This is a genomic window from Clavibacter michiganensis subsp. tessellarius (assembly GCF_021922985.1).
In the GTDB taxonomy this organism is placed as follows: Bacteria; Actinomycetota; Actinomycetes; order Actinomycetales; family Microbacteriaceae; genus Clavibacter; species Clavibacter tessellarius.
This window is the reverse complement of the sequence record NZ_CP040788.1, coordinates 1,844,307-1,865,967: the sequence shown is the minus strand read 5'-3', so window position 1 is coordinate 1,865,967 and position 21,661 is coordinate 1,844,307. Positions and strand designations below refer to the sequence as shown.

Here is a 21,661-nt window from a genome sequence, read left to right as displayed (position 1 = left end):
GCCGCCGTCGTCGTGCACGGGAGGGTCGGGATCAGCCCGCGCCCTGCTCCACCACGAACTCGATGCAGCGCACGAGCGCCCGCACGTCGTCGGGCTCGATGGCCGTGAAGGTCGCGACGCGCAGCTGGTTGCGCCCGAGCTTCCGGTAGGGCTCGGTGTCGACCACGCCGTTGGCGCGGAGCGTCTTCGCGACGGCGGCCGCGTCCACGGCGTCGTCGAAGTCCATCGTGACGACCACCTGCGAGCGGTGCGCGGGATCCGTCACGAACGGCCGTGCGTAGTCGATCCGCTCGGCCCAGTCGTAGAGCACGGCCGAGGACTCGCGCGTGCGCGCGTCGGCCCAGGCGAGCCCGCCGGCGCGCTCGATCCAGTCGAGCTGGTCCTCGAGCATGAGGAGGGTGGCGAGGGCCGGGGTGTTGAGCGTCTGGTCGAGGCGCGAGTTGTCGACCGCGTTCTTGAGGCTGAGGAACTCGGGGATCCACCGCCCGGACGCCGCGATGCGCTCGACGCGCTCGAGGGCCGCGGGGGAGAAGAGCGCGAGCCACACGCCGCCGTCGCTCGCGAGGTTCTTCTGCGGGGCGAAGTAGTAGACGTCGGCCTGCGCGGCCTCGAAGTCGATGCCGCCGGCGGCGCTGGTGGCGTCGACGACCGTGAGCGCGCCGTCGTCGCCGTGCACGCGGGTGACGGGCGCCATGACGCCCGTCGAGGTCTCGTTGTGCGGCCAGGCGTAGACGTCCACGCCCTCGACCGGGTTCGCGGACGCGCGGCTGCCGGGATCGGCCGTGATCACGTCGGGCGCCTCGAGGAAGGGCGCGGCCGCGGCCTTGGCGAACTTCCCGCCGAACTCCCCGAAGACGAGGTTCTGGCTGCGGCGCTCGATGAGGGAGAAGGCCGCGGCGTCCCAGAACGCGGTGGACCCGCCGTTGCCCAGCACCACCTCGTAGCCGTCGGGCAGGCGGAACAGGCGGGAGAGCCCGGCGCGCACGCGCCCGACCATGTCCTTGACCGGCGCCTGCCGGTGGGAGGTGCCGAGGATCTGCGCGCCCGCGAGCGCGAGGTGGTCGAGCTGCGCCTGGCGGACCTTGGACGGGCCGCAGCCGAATCGTCCGTCGAGGGGCAGCAGTTCGGTGGGGATCGTCGTGGTCGGCATGCGGCAATGCTAGGGGAACGCCTGCGCGCGCCCCGGAGTCCGTCCGGCGCCGCGGCCGCCCCCGCGCCGGTCATCCGGCACCCGGGGAAGTAGGCTGGTCGCTGGCGCAAGGGAGGCCCCGATGACTGATCTCGTGGACACGACGGAGATGTACCTCCGCACCATCCTCGACCTCGAGGAGGAGGCCATCGTGCCCCTGCGGGCGCGCATCTCCGAGCGCCTCGGGCACTCCGGCCCCACCGTCTCGCAGACCGTCGCCCGCATGGAGCGCGACGGCCTCGTGGTCGTCAGCGGCGACCGGCACCTCGAGCTCACGCCGGAGGGCCGCAGCAAGGCCGTCCACGTGATGCGCAAGCACCGCCTCGCGGAGCGCCTGCTCAGCGACGTCATCGGGCTCGAGTGGGAGTTCGTCCACGACGAGGCCTGCCGCTGGGAGCACGTGATGAGCGAGCAGGTGGAGCGCAAGATCCTCGACCTCCTCGGGCACCCCACCGAGTCGCCGTACGGCAACCCCATCCCGGGCCTCGACGAGCTGGGCGACTCCCCGGCCGTCGCGTTCATGGCCGGCGTGGTCAGCATCGTCGAGGCGACCCTCGGGGTCACCGCGGACGCCCCGGCGCGCGGCGTCGTCCGCCGCCTCGGCGAGCCCGTGCAGTTCGACCCCGAGCTGCTCTCTCAGCTCAAGCAGGCCGGCGTGCTGCCCGGCGCATCCGGCTCGTTCTCCCGTGACGGCGCCTACGTGCTCGTCCGCGTGGACGACGCGGAGTCCGGGCTCGAGCTGCCGCTCGAGGTCGCCGGGCACATCTTCATCGAGCGCTGACCGGCGCCCCGCGGGGCCGGTTGCGGTCGGCGGATCCACAGGACCACCCCCGGACTGGGCACACGCGCACGGCACACCGTGCTCACCGGGGGTTCTGCTCCGCATCCCTCGCGAGGATGACGTCTCCCGTTATGGATTCGTTAGAAAGATGGTCCCTCAGGATGACAAACGGGGGCCTGTCCCTTACTCTCGAACAGGCCCGACCGACCACCACAGAGGTCCCGGGCCCGGTGCAGGGCGTCTCGACACCCGTCCCCTGCGCGTGTACCCCTCGACGACCTTGGAGGGACGGGGCGCCAGCATGCCCGGCGTCGAGACGCAGGAGGTTGACAACTTGGCCCATGGTGACATCAGCGGTTCCGTCGGGAACCCGTCCGACCCGACCCGACCGCCCGCACCCGGGATGGATCGCCTCCCCACCCGCCGCGAGCTCCGCGCCGCGGAGACCGCGAAGGCCGTCCGGCCCCGTCGCGACTCCGCTGCCCGCACGCTCCAGGCACCCGCACCCCGCCTGAGCCCGGCGCCCGCGCCCCGCTCCCGTCGCACGAAGACGGCCAACGTCTTCGTCATGACCGTGGTCACCGGCGTCATCGGGGCGCTCGCGCTCCCCGCCTACGCCACCGGCGCCTCCATCGAGCACACCGCGAACGTCAAGGGCACCTCCCTCCAGGACTACACGGCCGCCAACGCGCAGGTCGTCACCGCCGACAACGCGTCGTCCGCCCCGGTCGAGGAGGGCTTCACCGCCACCACGGTCGCGGAGCTCAACGCGCAGAAGGCCGACGCCGCCCGCGCCGCGCTCGCCGAGCAGCGCCGCACGCAGCTCGCCTCGTCGGCCACGAGCTACACGGGCGCCTCCGCGTCGCAGATCGCGCAGAACCCGATCTACCCCGGCACGTCGGCCACCGGCGTCGCGGCGGTCGCCCGCCAGTACCTCGGCGTGCCCTACGTCTTCGGCGGCAACACCCCCGCCGGCTTCGACTGCTCCGGCCTCGTCCAGTACGTGTTCGCGCAGTTCGGCCTGAACCTGCCGCACTCCGTGCGGGCGCAGGGCGCGGCCGGCGTCACGGTCCCCGCCTCCGAGGCGCGCGCCGGCGACATCGTCGTCTGGAACGACGGCAGCCACGACGGCATCTACACGGGCAACGGCATCATGATCGACGCGCCCAAGCCCGGCGACCACGTCAAGGAGCGCCCGGTGTGGAGCTCCAACGTGCACTACGTCCGCCTCCTCGGCTGACCCGCGCACCGACCTCCGGAGGCCGGCGGCACGCATCCACCCGATGCGCCGCCGGCCTCCGTCGTCCACCCGGGACAAACGGGGATCGCTGGGCTACCCTGTGCGGTGAGACGTCCCTCGACCCGCCCGGGAGCCCCGATGACCACCGCACGCGACATCCGCACCATGGATGCGCACGTGCGCCACGGTCATCGGCACCATCCCCGGGTGGGCATCCACCTGGTCCACCCGAGCGGTCACCCGCTCTCCTGAAGGCATCGCCGAGCACTCGGCGGTGCCTTCGCGTGTTCCCGGGGGCGGGGACGCCTCATTCGGATTCCTGGAAGCCGTCCAGGCCGGTCTGAGAGGGATGTCGTGCGCACACTGGTACTCAACGCGGGCTTCGAGCCGCTCGCCGTCGTGTCGTTCAAGCGGGCCCTGGTGCTCGTGCTGAGCGGCAAGGCCACCATGCTCGCCCAGGACGAGGAGAACCCCATCCTCGGGAGCGGAGGGGCGTGGGGCCGCCCGTCGGTCATCCTCCTGACGCGGTACGTGCGGATCCCGCACGCGCGCCGCGTGCCCGTCTCGCGCCGCGGGGTCCTGCGGCGCGACGGCGGCCGCTGCGCGTACTGCGCACGGAACGCGACCACCATCGACCACGTCCTGCCCCGCTCGCGCGGCGGGAAGGACACGTGGGAGAACCTCGTCGCCTGCTGCCTGTCGTGCAACAACCGCAAGAGCGACCGCACGCCGGAGGAGATGGGGTGGACGCTGCGCACCGCGCCGCGCGCCCCGCAGGGGAGCGGCTGGGTCGTCAGCGGCATGGAGCGTCCGGCGCCCGGCTGGGACGAGTTCCTGGCACCCGCCGCCTGACCCGGGGCGACGCGGGCGGCGTGCGCCCCGCGGCCGCGCCGAGCGCGCGTCCGTAGGCTGACGGGATGACCGACGACGCCCATGGCCCCGCGACCCCCGACGATCCGTTCCTGTGGCTGGAGGACATCCACGGCGACCGCGCCCTGGCGTGGGTGCGCGCCGAGAACGACCGGACGCTCGCGCGCTCTCCCGAGGACGCGCGCGCCGGGCTCACCTCCGAGCTGCTCGAGGTGCTCGAGTCGGACGAGCGCATCCCGTACGTGACCCGGCACGGCGACCACCTGTACAACCTCTGGCGCGACGCCGAGCACGTGCAGGGACTCTGGCGGCGCACGACGCTCGACGAGTACGAGGCCCCGTCGCCCGAGTGGGAGGTCCTGCTCGACCTCGACGCGCTGGGCGCGGCCGAGGGGATCCCGTGGCAGTTCTCCCGGGCGCAGCTGCTGTCGCCGACGCGCGACCGCGCCCTCGTGTCGCTCTCGCCCGACGGCGGGGACGCCGTCGCGGTCCGCGAGCTCGACCTCGCCACCGGCCGCTTCGTCGAGGACGGCTTCGCGGTGCCGGTCGCGAAGACGATGGTTTCGTGGATCGACCGGGACACCGTCTTCGTCGGCACCGACTTCGGACCGGGCAGCCTCACCGAGAGCTCCTACGCGCGCACGGCACGGCGCTGGAGCCGCGGCCAGGCGCTCGCCGACGCCGCCGAGGTCCACGCCGTCGCGGCGGGCGACATGCTCGTCCACGTGACGCACGACCCCACGCCGGGCTTCGAGCGGGACGTGGTCCGCGAGGTGCCCGACTTCTTCACGTCGCGCACGCTGCTGCTCACCGACGCGGGGACCGTGCCGATCGACGTGCCCGACGACGTCGACGTGGACCTGCACCGCGAGTGGCTCCTGCTGCGGCCGCGGCGCGACACGGAGATCGGCGGCGTCGTGCACGCTGGCGGGTCGCTGCTCGCGGCGCGCCTCGACGACTTCCTCGCCGGATCCCGGGCCCTCGCGGTGCTGGTCGCCCCGACCTCGTCGCGGAGCCTCGAGGACTGGGCGTGGACGGCGGGGCACCTCGTGGTGACGCTTCTGGAGGACGTGGCGAGCCGGATCCGCGTGCTCACGCCGCCGACGGCGGGCGGATCCGGCGGCTGGACCGAGGAGGACGTGCCCGTCGGGACGCCGCTCGCCTCCGTCTCCGTCGTGGCCACCGACCGCGAGACCGACGAGTACTGGCTCGCGGTGACGGGCTTCCTCACGCCGCCCACGCTCCTGCGCGGCGTGGTGGGCGAGGGCCCGCCGCGGGCCGTCAAGGATCAGCCCGCGTCCTTCGACGCCGCGGGGCTCGAGGTCGCGCAGCACTTCGCCGTCTCGGACGACGGCACGCGCGTGCCCTACTTCCAGGTGGGGCCGCGGGACCTGCCGCTCGACGGATCTGCCCCCACGCTGCTCTCGGGCTACGGCGGCTTCGAGAACAGCCTGCTGCCGTCGTACAGCGGCGTCCGGGGGCGCGGCTGGCTCGCGCGCGGCGGCGTCTACGTGCTCGCCAACATCCGCGGCGGCGGCGAGTACGGGCCGGCGTGGCACCGGGCCGCGCTCCGGCAGGACCGCCACCGCGCCTACGAGGACTTCGCGGCCGTCGCGCGCGACCTCGTGACCCGCGGCGTCACCGTGCCGGCGCGCCTCGGCTGCGAGGGGCGGAGCAACGGCGGCCTGCTCGTGGGCAACATGCTCACCGCCTACCCGGAGCTGTTCGGCGCCGTGGTCTGCGGGGTCCCGCTCCTCGACATGCGGCGGTACACGCGGCTGTCGGCGGGGGCGTCGTGGATCGCCGAGTACGGGGACCCGGACGTGCCCGCGGATTGGGAGTTCATCCGCACGTTCTCGCCGTACCACAACGTGCGGGAGGGGGTCGCGTACCCGCCGACGCTCGTCTACGCGGCGACGAGCGACGACCGCGTCGGGCCCGTGCAGGCGCGCAAGATGGTCGCGCTGCTGCACGAGACCGGCGTCGAGGACGCCTGGTACTTCGAGAACACCGCGGGCGGGCACGGCGGATCCGCGGACAACCCCGCGACGGCGCGGCTGCAGTCGCTGATCCACGGCTTCCTGTGGGAGCGGCTCGGCGCGCGCGGCTGACCCGGCGGCGTCGTCAGGCCGCGTTCCTCGCGCCCCGGCGTCCGTCTGGTCCGGATCAGCCGGTGCGGTCGAGGGCCCGCGAGCGCTGGTGCATCCCGGAGATGAGGTCGGAGAGCATCGCCGTCGGCGCGAGCCCCACCTCGCGCTCGAGCCGGGTCCGGTACGCGCCGTAGGCCTGCAGCGCATCCGACTGGTTGCCGGCGGCGAGGTGCACGGAGATGAGGCAGCGCTGGGCGGTCTCGCGGAGCGGATCCACCTCGATCGCCCGGCGGGCCGCCTGGGCCGCCTCGTGGAGCCGGCCGCGCGCGCGGAGGGCGTCGGACTGCGCCTCCAGGGCGTTGACGCGGAGGTGCCGCCACTCGTCGGCCGCGGTCTCCAGCCAGCCGTCGAACCAGTCGGGCAGGAGGGGCGCGCCGAAGAGCGCGACGGCGTCCGGGGCGAGGTCCGCGTCGTCCGGGTCGACGATCCGGGGCTCGAGGAGCCGGGCCGCGGTGACGCGCGCGACGCGCAGGTCGACCCGGACGTCGTCGCGGAGGAGGAGCCCGCCGGGCGTCGTCTCCACGATCTCACGGCCGGCGTCGCCGAGGCGCGCGACGGCGGAGCGGAGGCTGGAGGCGGCGCGGCCGTCGCGGGCCTCCGGCCACAGCTCGGCCGCGAGCGCGCCGCGGTCGGCGGGGCGCGTGCGGAGCGCGAGGGCGGCGATGAGGCGCTGCGTGCCGTCGGACATCGCGGTGGCCGGCGGGACGACGGCGGCCGTGCCCTGCATCTCGGATGACGGCGCGGCGAGGCCGGAGACGTGGAACCCGCCGAGCAGGTCCACGCGGATCACCGGACGGCTCCGGCCTCGGGGGGAGAGGCGACGGGAGCGGCGGGCCCGGTCGGTGCCAGGGGATCAGGGCGCTCGACGAGGGTGCGTCCGTCGTGCGCGTGATGGTGCATCGGGAACCTCCGTCGTCGTCAACGTATCCGTTCGACGACGAAAGCCGAATATGTAGGTGCTTTTGGGGCTAGGAGCGTCGCCCCGCCCGTCGAGGGATCGACGGGCGGGGCGACGGGTGAGCGCGAGGGGCTAGGCCTTCGCGGTCCTCCGTCGTGCGTGGATGCCGAGGCCCATGGCGCCGAGGACCAGGGCGGCGAGGCCCCAGCCGATGGTGGGCGTCGGGTCGTAGCCGGTGACGGGGAGGTTCCCGCCCGGCGTGGTGCCGCCCGGGACGATCGGCGTGACCGGCGTGCGCGTGGCGCTCGGCGTCGCGGTCGGGGTGCCGGCCGTCGGCGTCGGGGTGCCCGTCGTGGCGGTGGGCGTGGGAGCCGTCGCCGTCGGGGTCGGGGCCGTCGCGGTGGGCGTCGGTGCGGTCGCGGTCGGCGTGGGGGCCGTCGCGGTCGGGGTCGGTGCGGTCGCGGTGGGCGTGGGTGCGGTGGGCGTCGGCGTCGGTGCGGTGGCGGTCGGCGTCGGGGTGGGCGCGGTGGCCGTGGGCGTCGGGGTGGGCGCGGTGGCCGTCGGCGTCGGGGTCGGCGTCGGGGTGGGAGCGACGGTCGGCGCCACGGTGGGCGACGTCGTCGGGGCCACGGTGGGCGATGTGGTCGGCGCGACCGTAGGCGCCACGGTGGGCGTCACGGTCGGCGTGACGACGGCGGTCACGAAGTTGCGGATGCGGGCCGAGCAGGTGACGGTCGCGCCGCCGCCGTTGCCGGAGCCGATGCACTGGTCGACCTGCACCACGAGGGCGGTGCTGGTCGTGGAGGTCGGCACGGTGCAGGTCACGCGACCGGCCCCGCCGCCGCCGTTGCCGGACTGGTTGCACTGGGTGATGTCGGCGTTCGTGGTGCTGGCGACCGGGGAGCAGTTGACGGCGTTCGCGCCGCCGCCCTGTCCCGCGCCGATGCACTGGTTGACCGTCGCCGGCGTGGTGGTGCTCGTGCCGGTGATGTTGTTCGTGACGTTCACGGTGCAGTCGACCTCGCCGCCGCCGCCGTTCCCGGATCCGTTGCACTGGTCGACCGAGGTGACGATCGTCTGCGCGCGCTGCACGTCCGTGGTGCAGGTGCCGGCGGTGTTCGCGGCGCCGACGCAGATGACGGTGGTGACGGTGGACGAGCCGTTGCCGGTGGCCACGTTCAGGTTGTTCACGACGGTGACCGAGCAGGTGACCTGCTGGCCGCCCACGTTGGAGAGCCCGTCGCACTGCTGGACCGCGGTCGCGGTGGCGGCCGACGCGGAGTCGAGGGAGCTGCCGACGCCGACTCCGATGCCGACCACGGCCACGAGGGCGATGAGGGCGGCTCCGCCGGCGGCGACGAGACGCGCGCGCAGCGGGCGTCGGGGGCGGGTGGTTCGGGTGGCGGGTACGGCGGACCCGGGTGATGCGAGGTGATTCGGCACGGTGCTCCTTGTTCGGGAGCGAGCGTGCTCGCAGGTGCGCGACATGGCCGCGACATCGGCGTGACCGGCGCGTGACACCCGGCGCGCCGCGGCGCCGGATGCCCACGGGCGCGGCGCGGGGGCCATTCATTACATGAGTCCGGCGTGAACGCGGAGAGGGCCGATCCGCATGCGGATCGGCCCTCTCGGATGCATTCCGCGCCGGGCGCGGGAAGCGGTGCGACTACTTGTTGGAGCGGTACTCCTCGAGCAGATCGGCCGAGATGCGGCCGCGCTCGGAGACCTTGTGGCCGTGCGCGCGCAGCCATTCGCGGGCGGCGCCGAGGTCCTCCTTGGGCGCGCTCGAGGACGAGCGACGCGGGCTGGAGGAGCGCCCGGAGGAGGCGCGGCCGACGCGGCGTGCGCGGTCGACGTATGTGTCCAGCGCCTCACGGAGCTTCGCGGCGTTCGCGTCGCTCAGATCGATCTCGTAGTTCACGCCGTCGAGTGCGAAGGGGACGGTCTCGCCCTTTCCCTCATCGATGACGACGCCGTCGATGTCGTCGACGAGCGTGGTGACAACCTTGCGAGCCACGTCCATTCCTTTCCTTGCGGATGATGCATCCTCACGATGCCTGAGTTCCACACGATACCCGTTCACGACGGGAATTCCGAAACGTGACGGGCGATCCGCTCCCCGATTACGTGATATGCGCGGCTGCCGGCCCCCGCATTCGCATTCCGGACCCGTCCGGTCTGCGCGACCCGGCCGTTTCCGGGACGCCGCGGACGACCGCTCCCGCGTTCTCGCCGCTTATTTTCGGAATGTGAGGAATTTGATGCGTCCCGCAACGGATCCGCGGTCCCGTCGCTCCGGGTCCCACGCGGCCGGCCGGACGCGCGAGGGCCCGCGGAGACGCGCTCCGCGGGCCCTCGACGCCGATCCGACGGCGATGCGGGATCAGTAGTACTCGCCGTGGCGGTAGTCCCACGACGGGAACGACCGGGCGAGCGCCGACATGATGACGTCGACCGCGAGCCCGCGGCGGATGAGCGTGGGGCTCGGCGTGACGGACCGCTCGCCGCGCTGCTCGGGGACGAGCGCGCCGGACGCGTCGACCATCGAGACCATGACGCCCTGCTCGTGCCGGCTCGTCTCGTCGAGACCCGGCTGGATGGAGGCGACGTACTCGTCGGCCGCGACGATGACGTCGGCCTGCTGCTCGATGCGCTCGCCGATGCCCTCGACGCGACCGCGGTTGCCCTTGCCGGACGGGTTGGCAGAGCTGGCGAACGCGAGGCGCCCGCTCGCCCACAGGTGCTCGGCGAGCTGCTCCGCGGGACGGCCGAAGCGGATCACGAAGCAGCTCGTGCCGCGGCGGTCCATGGCGAGCTGGGCCGCCGTCTCGTCGGGCAGCAGGTGCTTCGCGTCCTCGCGCCAGGGGAGGATGCAGCCGAGGAGCACGTCGGCGTCCCAGTGCTCCTGGTAGAAGGCGAGGATCTCGTCGTTGAGCACGGCGAGCTGCTGCAGCTGCTCGATGCTCGTGCAGAGGACCACGCCCGGCTTGTCGCGGTTGCGCTGCTTCGCGTCGAACTTGCGCTCGAGGCCGGCGCCGTCGGTGGTCATGAGGATGTAGCCGACCTTGGTGGCGGCGACGACGAGCCCGCCGGGGGCCTCGATCGCGGCGGCGGCGCGCTCGTCGAGGCTGCCGTCCCAGGGGATCGTGCGGGTGGTGTCGGTCATGGGCGCGTGCCTCTCGTGCATGTCGGGGGATGGAGGAGCCCTGGCGCACCTGCGTCGGGCCGGGGTGCGCCGCGCCGCGCGTGCGGCGATCAGGCGGTGCGATCGACGGTAGGCGCGGTGGCTGGGCGGAGCTGGTGAGCATCCACAGGGAATCGACCCTAGCCCTCCGCCGCGAGCACCGTGCGGCAGGCGAGGTGGAGGGCGAGGCGCGTCTCGGCGTCGGCGAGGTCGACCTGGAGGATGCGCTGCACGCGCTGGATCCGCTCGGCCACGGTGTTGCGGTGCACCGCCAGGATCGAGGCGGTCTCGGCGACCGAGGACTCGGCGTCGAGGTAGGTGGCGAGGGTGGCGAGGAGGTCGCCCGCGGTCGGGGGGCGCAGCGGGGCGAGCAGCTCGAGCGCGGCCGGCTGGAAGGTGTCCGTCTGGGTCCAGGCGAGGAGCAGCTGCGCGAGGCCCAGGCGGTCGACGTGGAGGAAGCGGCCGGACTGCGGCCGGGAGGCGGCGAGGCGCGCCGCGTCCGCGGCCTCCGTGAGCGAGCGCGCGATCCCCGCCGGGCCGTGGTGCACGCGGCCGACGCCGACCGCGCTCGGCAGGTCGTCGTCCCACCGCTGCTGCGCCCGCCGCACCGCGCGCGCGGCCTCCTGCGCCGCGGGGACGTCGGGTTCGAGGTCGAACGTGATCCACGCCGCCCAGCCGTCGCCCTGCTCGACCACGCCCACGTCGAGGCCCTCCGCCGCGAGCGCCTCGATGACCTCGTAGCGGCGGCCGACGGTGTCCGGGTCCTGGCGCGCGACGACGCGGATCCCCATGTGCCAGCCCTCGACGCGCCAGCCCAGCTCGAGGGCGCGGCGCAGGAGCCCGGCGCCGGGCGCGTCCCCCGCCTCCAGCAGCTCGCCGAGCAGCGCGATGCGCCAGCGGGCCTCGCGCTCGTCGACCACGCGCCGCAGCGACAGCCGGTGACCGAGCGCGAGCGCGACGACGGGCAGGGCGCCGGCCACGGCGTCCACCTCCGCGGGCACGGACCCGGGCACCTCCACCACCAGCCAGCTGGGCGCGACCAGCCCCGAGTCGACGCGGGCGCTGACCAGGGTGCCGCGCTCGCCGACGGGACGCGCGTCGACGTGCCCGGGGAGCCCCGCGGCGACGGCGGCCCGCGCATCCGGGGAGGACACGGCGCCCTCGGGTGCGAGGACGCGGCCGGAGGAGTCGACGAGGAGCGCCGGGCGGCCGAGGAGCGCGGCGGCGGCGGCGAGGGCGTCGGCGGGATCCCGGTCGGTGTCCGCGAGCGCCGAGACGGCGTCGAGCGCGGCCCGGCCCGCGGCGGAGCGGGCGTCGCCGAGCCGGTCGTGCAGGGCGAGCGAGGTGGCCCACGCGTCGTCGCAGGCCAGGACGACGACGCCGAGCCGTGCCGCGAGGAGGGCCGTAGCGGGATCCACGGCGACGGCGGCGTCGAGCACGACGACGGACACGCCGCGGTCGGCGAGGCGCCGCAGCCGGGCGTCGAAGCGCCAGGTGGTGCGCGGGGCGCGGTCGAGGACGACGAGCACATCCGTGCCGTCGGGGAGCGGCTCGTCGGCGGGGGCGTCCATCAGCGCGCCCTGGACGCGCGTCACGGCCGGGTCCGCGGATCCGGCCAGGCGGCGCACGTCGGCGAGCGACGCGTGGTCGAGCAGCGCGGAGAGCGCGACCGGGCGGATCACGCGGGCACCTCGGGGGCGTCGAAGCCGAAGGAGGCGGGGGAGACCGCGGCCCGGCGCGCGTCCGTGGCCGTCCACCAGGCGGGGGCCTCCAGCGCGACGACGGCGACCTTCGCGCCCGGCCGCACGGCGTCGACGAGGAGCGCGTGGGCGCCCGCCATGGAGAGGCCCGGAACGGCGATGACGGCGATGAGGTCGGGCGCCGCCGCCACGGGGACGCCGTCCGCGAGCGCGACGACGAACTCGTTCTCGGCCTCGAGCCGGAGGATCGCGCCGCTCCGCTCGTCCACGACGCTCACGGTCGTGACGTCGAAGCGGCCGCGGCGCGGCGAGGTGACGACGTCGGCGACGCGGCCGTGCCCGAGGAGCGTGCCGCCCAGCGACTGGGCGAGGCCGGCAGGCGTGGCGGCGTCGTCCGCCGCGCGCAGGGCACGCCCGAGCCGCAGGGCCCGCTCGGCGGTGCCCGGGATCGCCGTCGCGCGGAGGTCGGCGGCGCGCTGCGGCGGCAGGGCGAGCGCGGCCCAGCCGGAGGAGTGCGCGATCGCGAGCCGCAGCAGGCTCTCCACCTCCGAGGGGCTGACGCCGTCGAGCAGCAGGGTGCGTCCGCCCGGCTCGGCGGCGGCGCACGGCGAGATGGCGCGGCCGGAGACGACGAGGCTCGACTGGTCGATGCGGGGGAACGCGCGCCCCATGAGGTCGGCGTCGAGGAGCGGGAGGCCGGTCATCGACGCCGCCGCGAGCGGCGCGAGCCCGTTGACGCCCGCCATCTCGAGCGGCATGAGCGCCGCGGGCGGGGTGCCCGTCCAGCGGGTGAGCGCCTGCACCGCCTCGGGCAGCTCGGTGCCGGACGGCAGCTTCTCGCGGAGCACCGACGTGGATCCGATGTAGCCCACCGGCACCACGAGGTCGTCCGGGTCGAGGTCGTCGAGCCCGATGCCGCGCACCGGGGCCGTGGCGAGCTGCCGCGCGGTGGCCGCCGCCAGGATCCGCGGGTCGCCGCCGCCGCCGGAGCCCAGCAGCATCAGCCCGGCGACGAGGTCGGGGAGGTCGTCCGCTCCCAGGTCCCGGCTCACCGGCGTCACGGTAGCACCCGGTCGTCCGCCCTCCCCGGGCGCCACCCAGACCCGCCCGCCCGCGACCGTCGCCCGCCTACCGCGGGAAGACGTCGACGGGGGAGCGGACGGGATCGATGTCGTAGCCGAAGTACCGCGGCCCCGCGAGCTCGATGCCGCGCGGGCTGTGCCAGCGCTCGTCGGCCGGCGCGGAGACCACGCGCACGCGCTGGCCGAAGCGGAGCGTCTCCGTCGTGATCGGCTCGCCCGTCTCGCTGTCGAGCACCATGATCAGGTCGGGCGTCGAGGCCACGGGGACCCCGTCGATCGAGGCGAGCAGCATCTCGTTCTGGAAGCCGAGCACGATCTCGCGGCCCTCATCGGCGCCCGTGCCCTGGATCCTGGCCTCGCCCTTCGCGAAGCCCGCGACCGTGCGCCGGGCCACGTCCACGACCTTGCCGCCGAGGAGCACCGCGCCGCCGAGTCGCCCGGCCACCGCCTCCACCGGGTCGACGAGCGCGTCGCGCGCCTCCTCCACCAGCGTGCCGAGCTCGTGGCACAGCGAGAGCGTGCGCGGCACGAAGGACGTCTTGATCTGGGCGCCCGTCATCGCGTAGTTCGACATGATCATCGAGCTGCCCATCTGCACCGCCACCGGCCGGGTGAGGCGCTCGGCCCAGGCGTTGTCGATGGTGTCGACGACGCCCGTGTTGCCCTTCTCGTCGGCGAAGGACATGGGCGTGGCGCGGATGCCGTCGATCGTGGGGATCACCATCTGGATCTCGGGGAACGCGCGTCCCATCCCGTCGCCGTCCACGAGCGGCAGGCCCATGCGCGCCGCCGCGACCATCGGGATGGTGGAGTTCGCGCCGCCCACCTCGATGCAGGCGACGTGCGTGGGCGTCACCCCGAGGTAGCGGGCGAGGGAGAGGATCGCGCCCTGCAGCTGCTCGACGGTCGGCAGCTTCTCCACCATCACGGTCGGCGCGCCCATCATCGCGACGGGGATCACGACCGCGTCGTCCGGCAGGTCGAAGGGGTCGGCGAGCGGGATGGGGCCGAGCTCCCTGATCGCCTCGGCCGCGAGCAGGCGCCCGATGTAGGGATCGCCGCCGCCGCCCGTGCCGAGGATGGCGGCGCCGCGCGCGATGGCGGGAAGGTGCTCCAGCCGGATCTCGGTGAGGCGGGTGCGGGGCACGGTCGTGTCAGACATGCGCGGCCTTCCTGATGTCGAGGTCGCCGACGGCCTTGGCGCGGATGCGGATCGCGTTGCCGGGCAGGTAGGGGATGACGAGCTCGTCGAAGTCCACGATCTCGACGCTCGCCGGGGAGGCGCCCGCGGCGACCGCGCGCTCCACGGCCTCCTGCCGGGCGTCGTCGAGGGCCTGCTGGCGCGACCCCTCGGTGACGCTGTAGACGCGGTCGAGCTCGCCGGAGACCTGGGCGATGGCCGCGCCCACGGCGTTGGCGACGGCGAAGTCGGCCGGCCGGGTGATGCGGCCGAGGCCCTCCAGCTCGTCGGGCAGCAGGATCGAGCCGCCGCCCACGGCGACCACGGGCAGCGGCGCCGACGAGGTGCGCATGCGCTCCACGACGTCGGCGACGCGCACCGCGATGGTGTCGAGCGTCCGCCGCACGAGCTGGGGCGACAGGTGCGCCACGCACGCGGGATCGCCCACGTCGACCATGCCGGCCGCGACCGCGACGTCCGTGGTCGTGAGGGTGTCGCCGCCGAAGACGAGCGCGCGTCGGCCGAGCTCGTAGCCGACCGAGTCGGGGCCGACCAGGTCGCCGTCGCCGCGCACCCGGGATCCGCCGCCGATGCCGATGGAGAGCACGTCCGGCATGCGGAAGTTCGTGCGGATGCCCGCCACGCTGATCTCGGTCGTCGCCTCCCGCGGGAACCCGCCCGCCAGCACGCCGACGTCGCTCGTGGTGCCGCCGATGTCGACGACCGCGCACGTATCGAGGCCGGAGAGGAGGGCCGCGCCGCGCATCGAGTTGGTGGGTCCGGACGCGAAGGTCGCCACGGGGTAGCGGCGCGCGAAGTCGGCGCCCATGAGCGTGCCGTCGTTCTGCGAGAGGTAGAGGGGAGCGGTGATCCCGTGGCCGCGCACGGCCTGCTCGAGCCCGCCGACGATGCCGTCGGCCAGCTCCCGCAGCGACGCGTTGATGATGGTCGCGTTCTCGCGCTCCAGCAGGCCGATGCGGCCGATCTCGTGCGAGAGAGAGATGGCGACGTCCGGTCCGAGCTCCGCCGCGAGGACGGCCGCGGCCTCCACCTCGAACTCGCTGTTGACGGGCGCGAACACCGACGAGATCGCGACGGAGCGGAGGCCCCGCCGGGCGATGTCGGCCGCGTGCCGCTTGAGCTCGTCGTGGTCGAGGGGCGCGATGACCCGGCCGTCGAACTCGTGGCCGCCGTGCGCGAGGTACCCGGTGCCGCGGACCGCGTCGACCAGCTCCCGCGGCCAGTCCACGAAGGGCGGCAGCGAGGCGGTCGCCGGCAGGGCGAGGCGCACGGCCGCGGTGGGCGCGAGCCGCCGCGCCTCGACGAGCGCGTTGATGAAGTGGGTCGTGCCGATCATGACCGCGTCGATCGCGGCCGGGTCGAAGGGGTGCTGCCGGTCGAGCTCCGCGAGCGCGCCGACGATCCCGGAGGTGACGTCCTCGGAGGTGGAGGACTTGATGCCGACGACCACGCGGTCGCCGTCCATGAGCACGGCGTCCGTGTTGGTGCCGCCGACGTCGATGCCGATCCTCATCGCGTCGCCCCCGTCCCGGCCGTGGCGGCGACCGGCGTCGCGGCTCCCGGCGCCGGCTGCGCGGCGGCCTCGGTGACGACCTCGCCGAACCCGCGGATCAGGCCGGCCTTGCCGAGCACCGCGTAGAGCACGAATGCCGTGATGACGGCGTTGAGGCTGCCGAGCCCGAAGGTCGCGTAGTAGCCGACGAGGGCCGAGACCAGCCAGATGCCGAGGCTCACCGGCACCCAGCGCGGCGCGCTCGCCGGGAGCGCGCCGGTCGTGCGGGACGCGTCGAGCGCCGGCCGCCAGTTCCTCACGACGAAGTACTCGGCGATCATGATCCCGACGATGGGCGGGAACGCCACGCCCAGCAGGGTGAGGAACGCGGTGAACTGGCCGAGGATCCCCGCGGCCGCGAGCGCCGACCCGATCACGCCCACCACCACGGTGACGAGCGCCCGGTTCACCCGCCGCCCGAACACGGTGTCGATGAAGTTCACGATGCCGAGGCCCGACGAGTACAGGTTCCAGTCGTTGATCTTGATCGTGCCGAGCAGGATCACGAGCACGCCCACCCAGCCCACCGACGACAGGATGATCGCCGACACGTCCGCCGTGCGCACCGCGTGCGCGAGCAGCACGCCCGAGAGGCCCGTGAGGTACTCGCCGACCGTGATGCTCACGACCGTCTGCTTCACCACGTCGATGGCCGACCGGTTGTAGCGCGTCTGGTCCGGCGAGATGAGCGCGCCCACGATGAAGCCGCCGGCCACGATCGACGCGCCCGCGAGGATCGACATGGGCGGGCCCGGTGCCGGCTGCGTCACGAGCTCCGAGATGTCGTGCTTCTGCAGCTCGATGACGACGGCCCAGCCGACGAGCAGCAGGAAGAGGGGCACGGCGACGTTCGCGACCCACTGCATGCCGTGGAAGCCGAGCATCACGACGGCCGTGATGATCAGGCCGAACGCGAGCGACCAGGCCCACACCGGGAGCCACGGCATGATCGAGTGCAGCCCGGAGGCGGAGACGCCCGACTGGATGCCGAACCAGCCGATGAGGCTGACGCCGATGGCCAGGCCGATGACGGCGGAGCCCGCGTGCCCGAATCCCGTCCACCGCGACAGGATCGAGGTGTTGAGCCCCTCGCGTTGCCCGATGAGGCCGGTGAAGACGCACACGACCTCGAGGATCACGGCGCCGATGGTGATCGCCCAGAAGGCATCCCAGAACGACATGCTGAAGCCGAGCGTGGCGGCGACGACGAACGCGCTCAGCGCGGACAGCTGGCCGACGCGCTGGGTCGCGATGGGGAACCAGTGGTAGCGCGCCTCCTGCGGGACCCGCGCGAGCGCGTAGTCGTCGGGTGCGGTGGATGCCATGGATGCTCCTCGGGTGTCACGACGGGTTGCCACAGCGTAGGGATCCGCTCGCGGAGGGCGCCATGTGCAGAGTGCCCCGTCGGGGGCGGGGAGCGGGGCGGAGTGCTGGGGGAGAGCGCGGGCGGGCCGGCTCCGAGCCTGCGAGCATCGGGAGCCTCATGGACGACGCGCGACCTCGGAACCCCGACTCCTGGGAGCCGCCTGGGCTGTGGGCGCCCCTGTCGGGACATCTCGTCCTCGGGCTGGTCAAGGCGCCGGTCGTGCTGGTGCTCCTGTGGCTCGCGACCCTCCTGCCCGCCGTCCCCTCGCGGGGAGCCGGTGACCTGGTGGCGTTCGTCGCCGTGGCCATCGGCATCGGCGCGCTGATCGAGGTCCTGGTCGAGGACCCCTTCGCCCGGCGGCGGAAGCTCTCGTCGCCGGGCGGCTGGGACTTCGCGCTCGTGCCCCCGCTCGTCGCGCTGATCGCGGTGGTGGCCCTCGGCTGGCTCATGAGCGGCTCGCTCGAGATGGGCACGGCGGTGGGAGCCGCCTGGGGGCTGGCATCCGCGGTCGGGATCGCCCTCGGCCGCCCGTGGGAGCCCGGCATGACGCAGGCTGAGCACGATGCCAAGTGGGTCGAGTTGAAGGAGATGACGAAGGAGACCTTCGCACCCGACGTGGAGGAGATCCGCCGTCGTGCCGGGGAACGGAGCATGCAGAGGTACCGCGACGCGATCGAGCGGAAGCGCCGGGAGGCGGGAGGGGACGGGGACCCGCGCTGATCCGTCGCGGCGGCGGTGGACCGCTCAGCGGCCGCGCGGCCCCCACGCCTCCGCGAGCAGCTCGTAGGACCGCACCCTCGCGGCGTGCTCGTGGGTCGTCGTCGTGATGAGCAGCTCGTCGGCGTCCGTGACGCGGCGGAGGGTCTCCAGCTGTCGGACGACGCTCGCGGGATCCCCGACGATGCGCGTGTCGAGGCGGTCCTGCACCTGTGCCAGCTCCGCGGCGTCGAGCGGCGCGGCGCCCTCGTCGTCGGGGGCCGGGTAGGGGATCGCCCCGCGACCCGAGCGGATCGAGAGCACCCAGCGCGCGAAGCCGGAGGCGAGGCGGCGGGCCTCCGCGTCCGTGTCGGCCACGAGCACGTCGGCCGAGACGATCACGTGCGGGGCCGCGAGCACGCCCGGCACGAAGTCCTCCCGGTAGGCCGCCACGGCGTCGAGCACGCCCCACGGGGTCGAGTGGTAGTTGGCGCCGAAGGGGAGGCCGCGGATGCCGGCGACACGGGCGCTCTCGCCTGCCGAGGATCCGTGGACCCAGACCTCCACCGCGGACCCGTCCGCCGGCGGGACCGCGACCGGCCCGACCGCGGGATCCGCGTACGTCCCGTCGAGGAACGCGAGGAGGTCGTCCACGGTCTCGCCGAACGGCGCGACGTCGGCGTCACCGCGGCGGAGGAGCCGCGCCTGCAGCTGGGCCCGCGACCGGTCCCGGAACATCACGGCGCGCGCGGGGACGAGGAGGCCGTCGACGACGCGGGCCTCGGCGTCGGCGGCGGCTCCCGTCCCCGCCGGTCGCTTCGGCGGCATCGGGCTGCGACCGAGCCCGAGGTCGAACCGCGGCCCGTACAGCCCCGTGACGGTGCCGAACGCCTCGGCCACCTGCAGGGCGCTGTGGTTCCCGATGAGGGTCGCGGCCGAGCCGACGCGGATGGAGCGGGTCGCCGCGGCGACGGCGGCGAGCATGGCGTGCGGGCTGGATCCCGCGAGGCCGGGGTTCATGTGGTGCTCGGCGAGCCAGTACCGCGCGTACCCGGCGGCCTCCGCGCGCAAGGACAGGTCGACGCTGTCGCGCAGCGCGGCGGCGGACGACGACCCGGCGGAGACGGGGACGAGGTCGAGCACGGAGAGCGGGACGCGCGTGCGGGAGTCGACCCGGTCGCTCGCAGGGGTCATGGGCGGGGCTCCTCGGATCGGCGGTGCGGGCCTGCCCGGCGACGCCCGCCGAGCCGATGGCTGCTGCCCCGAGCCGCGCCGTCGAGGCGATCCGTGGGGCGCATCGTCGCGGCGCGCTCGGGACCGCCCCAGTGTGCGCGGAGGGGGACGGGGGTCGATCCGGTTGTCCACCGGACCGGGTGCGCGAGCATCCGGCCGATGTGGCTCGGAGGGCATATATCCCGAAATGGGGGCACCCGCCCTTCCATGAACGCGCATGGACCTCCGTATCGTCGGGATCACCGAGACGAGGGAGTCCCCATGGAATTCGCCGAACGACTGGCCGCCCTGGCCCTGAAGGTGCGCAACCAGCGCGAGGCCATCCAGACGGAGGAGGCGACGAAGAACGCGTTCATCATGCCGTTCATCTCCACGATCCTCGGATACGACGTGTTCAACCCGCTCGAGGTGGTCCCCGAGTTCACGGCGGACCTCGGCCTCAAGAAGGGCGAGAAGATCGACTACGCGATCATGCGCGACGGCGAGGTGCAGATCCTCATCGAGTGCAAGAAGTCGACGGAGCCGCTCAAGATCGAGCACGCGTCGCAGCTGTTCCGCTACTTCGCGGTGACGAACGCGCGCATCGCGGTGCTGACGAACGGCGAGACGTACCACTTCTACACGGACCTCGACGCGCCGAACCGCATGGACGAGAAGCCGTTCCTCGTGCTCGACCTCGCCGACATCGACGAGACCCTCCTGCCCGAGCTGATGAAGCTCACGAAGGACGTGTTCGACCTCGACTCGATCATCAGCGCCGCCGGCGAGCTCAAGTACGTCGGTGCGCTGAAGCGCGCGATCGCCGCCGAGTTCCGCGAGCCGACCACGGATTGGGTGAAGCTCCTCACCCGTCGCGTGTACGACGGCATGTTCACCGAGAAGGTGCGTGAGCAGTTCACGACGCTCGTGGGCAAGGCGTCGAAGCAGTACCTGAACGAGCAGGTGAACGACCGGCTCAAGACCGCGCTCGGGGCTCCCGCGTTCCCCTCGGCGCCGACCGCCGCATCAGCCGACGTGATCACCAGCGAGGAGGTCGTGGAGGCGGACCTCGACCGCGACACGGAGATCGAGACGACGCTCGAGGAGCTCGAGGGCTACCAGATCGTCAAGGCCATCGCCTGCAGCGAGGTGAAGCCGCAGCGCGTGGTGCACCGCGACGCGAAGTCTTACCTGGCGATCCTCCTCGACGACAACAACCGCAAGCCCATCGCGCGCCTGCACTTCAACGGCAAGAAGCAGAAGTACCTCGGCCTCTTCGACGCGCACAAGGTCGAGACGCGCCACCCCATCGGATCGCTCGACGAGATCTACGCGCACGCGGATGCGATCCGGGAGGCGATCCGGGTGCACGCGGGGGAGTCGGTCGGCACGTAGCCCGAGGCGCCGAGCGGGACGGACGGGCTGCGCGCGCTGCGGGCCCGTCCACCCTGCCCGGTCACCGTCCGCGTCCTCCGGGCGGATCACGTCGACCGACGCCCCTCCCGAGCCGTCCCGCGGCGGGCGTCGGACGTCGGACGATCGCCGCCGGGGATCCGCTGGGGCGTGTCCGCGGAGCGGGAGGCGCCCCGGCGCTCGCCGTCGCGGGGTCAGCGTCTTCGGCTGATCCTCCGGGGCGTCCCTCGCGCTCGCCGGCGGACGCCACGGGAAGGGATCTCGTTCCGACCACGGGGAGATCGTGCGGATGAGGCAGGTCGTCTCGGAGGGCGGGCGCGTCGCTCCGGGAGGAATCGTGCGCGGCTCGGATCCGCTCCTCCTGCTCCTCACGTCTCTCGCCGGGTGTCACCGCTGCTGCCTCGACGCTGTCCAGCAGCGCGTTCGGATCCGGGCCGTCGACCTGAGGGGGCATGCCCGCGGCGCCGATGAAGGCGACTCCTCCGACCAGGACGCCGCCCAGTACCCGGTGCCCCTTCACGGTCGCCCGGTCGCCTCGAACGTCACGGCGACGCGACCCTGGAGGGCGGAGATGAGGCGGTACGCCTCGTCCATCAGGAAGCGGTCGAACGACTGCCCGGTGCGCGTCACGCCCTCCTCGATCGCGGCACGGTCGGCGTCGTCCGCGAGGGCCTCGTCGCGCGTCGCCTCGACGATCTCCCCGAGCGTGCGTCGGCCGTCGGCCTTGGTGAGGAACCGGGCGCCGTACTCGGTCAGCTCGAACGGCTCGTCGGATCCCGAGCTGAAGCGGTATCCGTCGTCGATCACCTCCTCGAGGATGATGTCCACGCGGGGCACGGGTATGACGTCCAGGGCCGAGAGGGGTGCGTCGTCGCCGATCAGGGCGACGATGCCGAGCGTCGCGTATCCCACGAGGAGACGGCGCTCCTGCTCGTCGAGATCCTGGTCGGACAGGGTCGGGTCGATCGACCGCAGCAACCGGGCCGTCTCCGGCGCGAGCGTGTGGTTCCTGGTCTCCGTCGTGAGGGGATCCAGCAGCGCGAGGTTCGGCTTGCCCTCGAACTCGCCGATGTACCCGAGCGGGACGACGTGCATGGGTCCTCTTCTTCCTGTCGATGGACGGCTTC

General features: G+C 73.7%; 18 protein-coding genes. 6 read left to right on the top strand and 12 right to left on the bottom strand.

Translation table 11 applies throughout. The features are described from left to right. Window positions 1-31: 31 nt before the first annotated feature. Window positions 32-1,150: a phosphoserine transaminase gene (gene serC / locus FGG90_RS08580; protein ID WP_094128032.1), complete on the bottom strand. Its 1,119-nt coding sequence runs from the start codon at window positions 1,148-1,150 to the stop codon at window positions 32-34. Between the two features lie 121 nt (window positions 1,151-1,271). Between serC and FGG90_RS08575 the strand changes: the two genes are divergently transcribed. From FGG90_RS08575 to FGG90_RS08560, 4 genes are all read left to right on the top strand, one after another. Then, window positions 1,272-1,970, top strand: a complete 699-nt coding sequence (locus tag FGG90_RS08575; RefSeq protein ID WP_094128034.1) for a metal-dependent transcriptional regulator — start codon at window positions 1,272-1,274, stop codon at window positions 1,968-1,970. 403 nt (window positions 1,971-2,373) lie between these two features. After that, window positions 2,374-3,210: a C40 family peptidase gene (locus FGG90_RS16140; RefSeq protein ID WP_272930223.1), complete on the top strand. Its 837-nt coding sequence runs from the start codon at window positions 2,374-2,376 to the stop codon at window positions 3,208-3,210. A gap of 354 nt (window positions 3,211-3,564) precedes the next feature. Beyond that, entirely contained in the window at window positions 3,565-4,062 is a 498-nt protein-coding gene (locus FGG90_RS08565; RefSeq protein WP_094128038.1) for an HNH endonuclease, read from the top strand. Window positions 4,063-4,127: 65 nt separating this feature from the next. Then, the gene (locus FGG90_RS08560; protein WP_094128040.1) at window positions 4,128-6,191 is read left to right on the top strand and encodes a prolyl oligopeptidase family serine peptidase; all 2,064 of its coding nucleotides are present in this window, start codon (window positions 4,128-4,130) and stop codon (window positions 6,189-6,191) included. Window positions 6,192-6,246: 55 nt separating this feature from the next. Here the strand turns inward: FGG90_RS08560 and FGG90_RS16135 are convergent, their stop codons facing one another. From FGG90_RS16135 to FGG90_RS08515, 9 genes are all read right to left on the bottom strand, one after another. Then, window positions 6,247-7,011 (bottom strand): AfsR/SARP family transcriptional regulator, encoded by a 765-nt coding sequence (locus tag FGG90_RS16135; protein ID WP_272930222.1) that lies wholly within the window; start codon window positions 7,009-7,011, stop codon window positions 6,247-6,249. A gap of 249 nt (window positions 7,012-7,260) precedes the next feature. Then, entirely contained in the window at window positions 7,261-8,571 is a 1,311-nt protein-coding gene (locus FGG90_RS08550; protein WP_210433046.1) for a hypothetical protein, read from the bottom strand. Window positions 8,572-8,794: 223 nt separating this feature from the next. Then, window positions 8,795-9,145, bottom strand: a complete 351-nt coding sequence (locus FGG90_RS08545; protein WP_063071452.1) for a histone-like nucleoid-structuring protein Lsr2 — start codon at window positions 9,143-9,145, stop codon at window positions 8,795-8,797. A gap of 366 nt (window positions 9,146-9,511) precedes the next feature. Then, entirely contained in the window at window positions 9,512-10,294 is a 783-nt protein-coding gene (locus FGG90_RS08540) for an L-threonylcarbamoyladenylate synthase (RefSeq protein ID WP_094128044.1), read from the bottom strand. Between the two features lie 158 nt (window positions 10,295-10,452). After that, complete coding sequence (locus FGG90_RS08535) at window positions 10,453-11,994, bottom strand: PucR family transcriptional regulator (RefSeq protein ID WP_094128047.1); 1,542 nt, start codon at window positions 11,992-11,994, stop codon at window positions 10,453-10,455. Then, complete coding sequence (locus FGG90_RS08530) at window positions 11,991-13,064, bottom strand: DUF917 domain-containing protein (protein WP_237583269.1); 1,074 nt, start codon at window positions 13,062-13,064, stop codon at window positions 11,991-11,993. Before FGG90_RS08530 ends, FGG90_RS08535 begins: the two co-directional genes overlap by 4 nt. A 76-nt stretch (window positions 13,065-13,140) precedes the next feature. Then, window positions 13,141-14,256, bottom strand: a complete 1,116-nt coding sequence (locus tag FGG90_RS08525) for a DUF917 domain-containing protein (protein ID WP_094128053.1) — start codon at window positions 14,254-14,256, stop codon at window positions 13,141-13,143. Next, the gene (locus FGG90_RS08520; protein WP_094128055.1) at window positions 14,249-15,808 is read right to left on the bottom strand and encodes a hydantoinase/oxoprolinase N-terminal domain-containing protein; all 1,560 of its coding nucleotides are present in this window, start codon (window positions 15,806-15,808) and stop codon (window positions 14,249-14,251) included. The genes FGG90_RS08525 and FGG90_RS08520 overlap by 8 nt, the downstream gene beginning before the upstream one ends. Then, the gene (locus tag FGG90_RS08515; RefSeq protein ID WP_094128058.1) at window positions 15,805-17,172 is read right to left on the bottom strand and encodes a purine-cytosine permease family protein; all 1,368 of its coding nucleotides are present in this window, start codon (window positions 17,170-17,172) and stop codon (window positions 15,805-15,807) included. Before FGG90_RS08515 ends, FGG90_RS08520 begins: the two co-directional genes overlap by 4 nt. A 158-nt stretch (window positions 17,173-17,330) precedes the next feature. Here FGG90_RS08515 and FGG90_RS08510 point away from each other — a divergent pair, with 158 nt between their 5' ends. Next, on the top strand, window positions 17,331-17,933 hold the full coding sequence (locus FGG90_RS08510) for a hypothetical protein (protein ID WP_094131433.1): 603 nt from the start codon (window positions 17,331-17,333) through the stop codon (window positions 17,931-17,933). A gap of 24 nt (window positions 17,934-17,957) precedes the next feature. On the opposite strand, the gene FGG90_RS08505 is transcribed toward FGG90_RS08510, so the two are convergent. Next, window positions 17,958-19,103, bottom strand: coding sequence for an LLM class flavin-dependent oxidoreductase (locus FGG90_RS08505; protein ID WP_094128061.1), 1,146 nt, complete (start codon window positions 19,101-19,103; stop codon window positions 17,958-17,960). 300 nt (window positions 19,104-19,403) lie between these two features. Between FGG90_RS08505 and FGG90_RS08500 the strand changes: the two genes are divergently transcribed. Then, window positions 19,404-20,516 (top strand): type I restriction endonuclease, encoded by a 1,113-nt coding sequence (locus tag FGG90_RS08500; RefSeq protein WP_094128064.1) that lies wholly within the window; start codon window positions 19,404-19,406, stop codon window positions 20,514-20,516. Window positions 20,517-21,050: 534 nt separating this feature from the next. Here FGG90_RS08500 and FGG90_RS08495 read toward each other — a convergent pair. Further along, window positions 21,051-21,629, bottom strand: a complete 579-nt coding sequence (locus FGG90_RS08495) for a hypothetical protein (RefSeq protein WP_094128068.1) — start codon at window positions 21,627-21,629, stop codon at window positions 21,051-21,053. Between the last annotated feature and the right edge of the window lie 32 nt (window positions 21,630-21,661).

Bases quoted from the DNA above. Each gene is read 5' to 3' on its own strand.
- FGG90_RS08495 (WP_094128068.1), bottom strand. From the start codon at position 21,629: ATGCACGTCGTCCCGCTCGGGTACATCGGCGAGTTCGAGGGCAAGCCG.
- FGG90_RS08540 (WP_094128044.1), bottom strand. From the start codon at position 10,294: ATGACCGACACCACCCGCACGATCCCCTGGGACGGCAGCCTCGACGAG.
- FGG90_RS08520 (WP_094128055.1), bottom strand. From the start codon at position 15,808: ATGAGGATCGGCATCGACGTCGGCGGCACCAACACGGACGCCGTGCTC.
- FGG90_RS08515 (WP_094128058.1), bottom strand. From the start codon at position 17,172: ATGGCATCCACCGCACCCGACGACTACGCGCTCGCGCGGGTCCCGCAG.
- FGG90_RS08510 (WP_094131433.1), top strand. From the start codon at position 17,331: ATGGACGACGCGCGACCTCGGAACCCCGACTCCTGGGAGCCGCCTGGG.
- FGG90_RS08575 (WP_094128034.1), top strand. From the start codon at position 1,272: ATGACTGATCTCGTGGACACGACGGAGATGTACCTCCGCACCATCCTC.
- FGG90_RS08500 (WP_094128064.1), top strand. From the start codon at position 19,404: ATGGAATTCGCCGAACGACTGGCCGCCCTGGCCCTGAAGGTGCGCAAC.
- FGG90_RS08525 (WP_094128053.1), bottom strand. From the start codon at position 14,256: ATGTCTGACACGACCGTGCCCCGCACCCGCCTCACCGAGATCCGGCTG.
- FGG90_RS16140 (WP_272930223.1), top strand. From the start codon at position 2,374: ATGGATCGCCTCCCCACCCGCCGCGAGCTCCGCGCCGCGGAGACCGCG.
- FGG90_RS08505 (WP_094128061.1), bottom strand. From the start codon at position 19,103: ATGACCCCTGCGAGCGACCGGGTCGACTCCCGCACGCGCGTCCCGCTC.
- FGG90_RS08560 (WP_094128040.1), top strand. From the start codon at position 4,128: ATGACCGACGACGCCCATGGCCCCGCGACCCCCGACGATCCGTTCCTG.
- serC (WP_094128032.1), bottom strand. From the start codon at position 1,150: ATGCCGACCACGACGATCCCCACCGAACTGCTGCCCCTCGACGGACGA.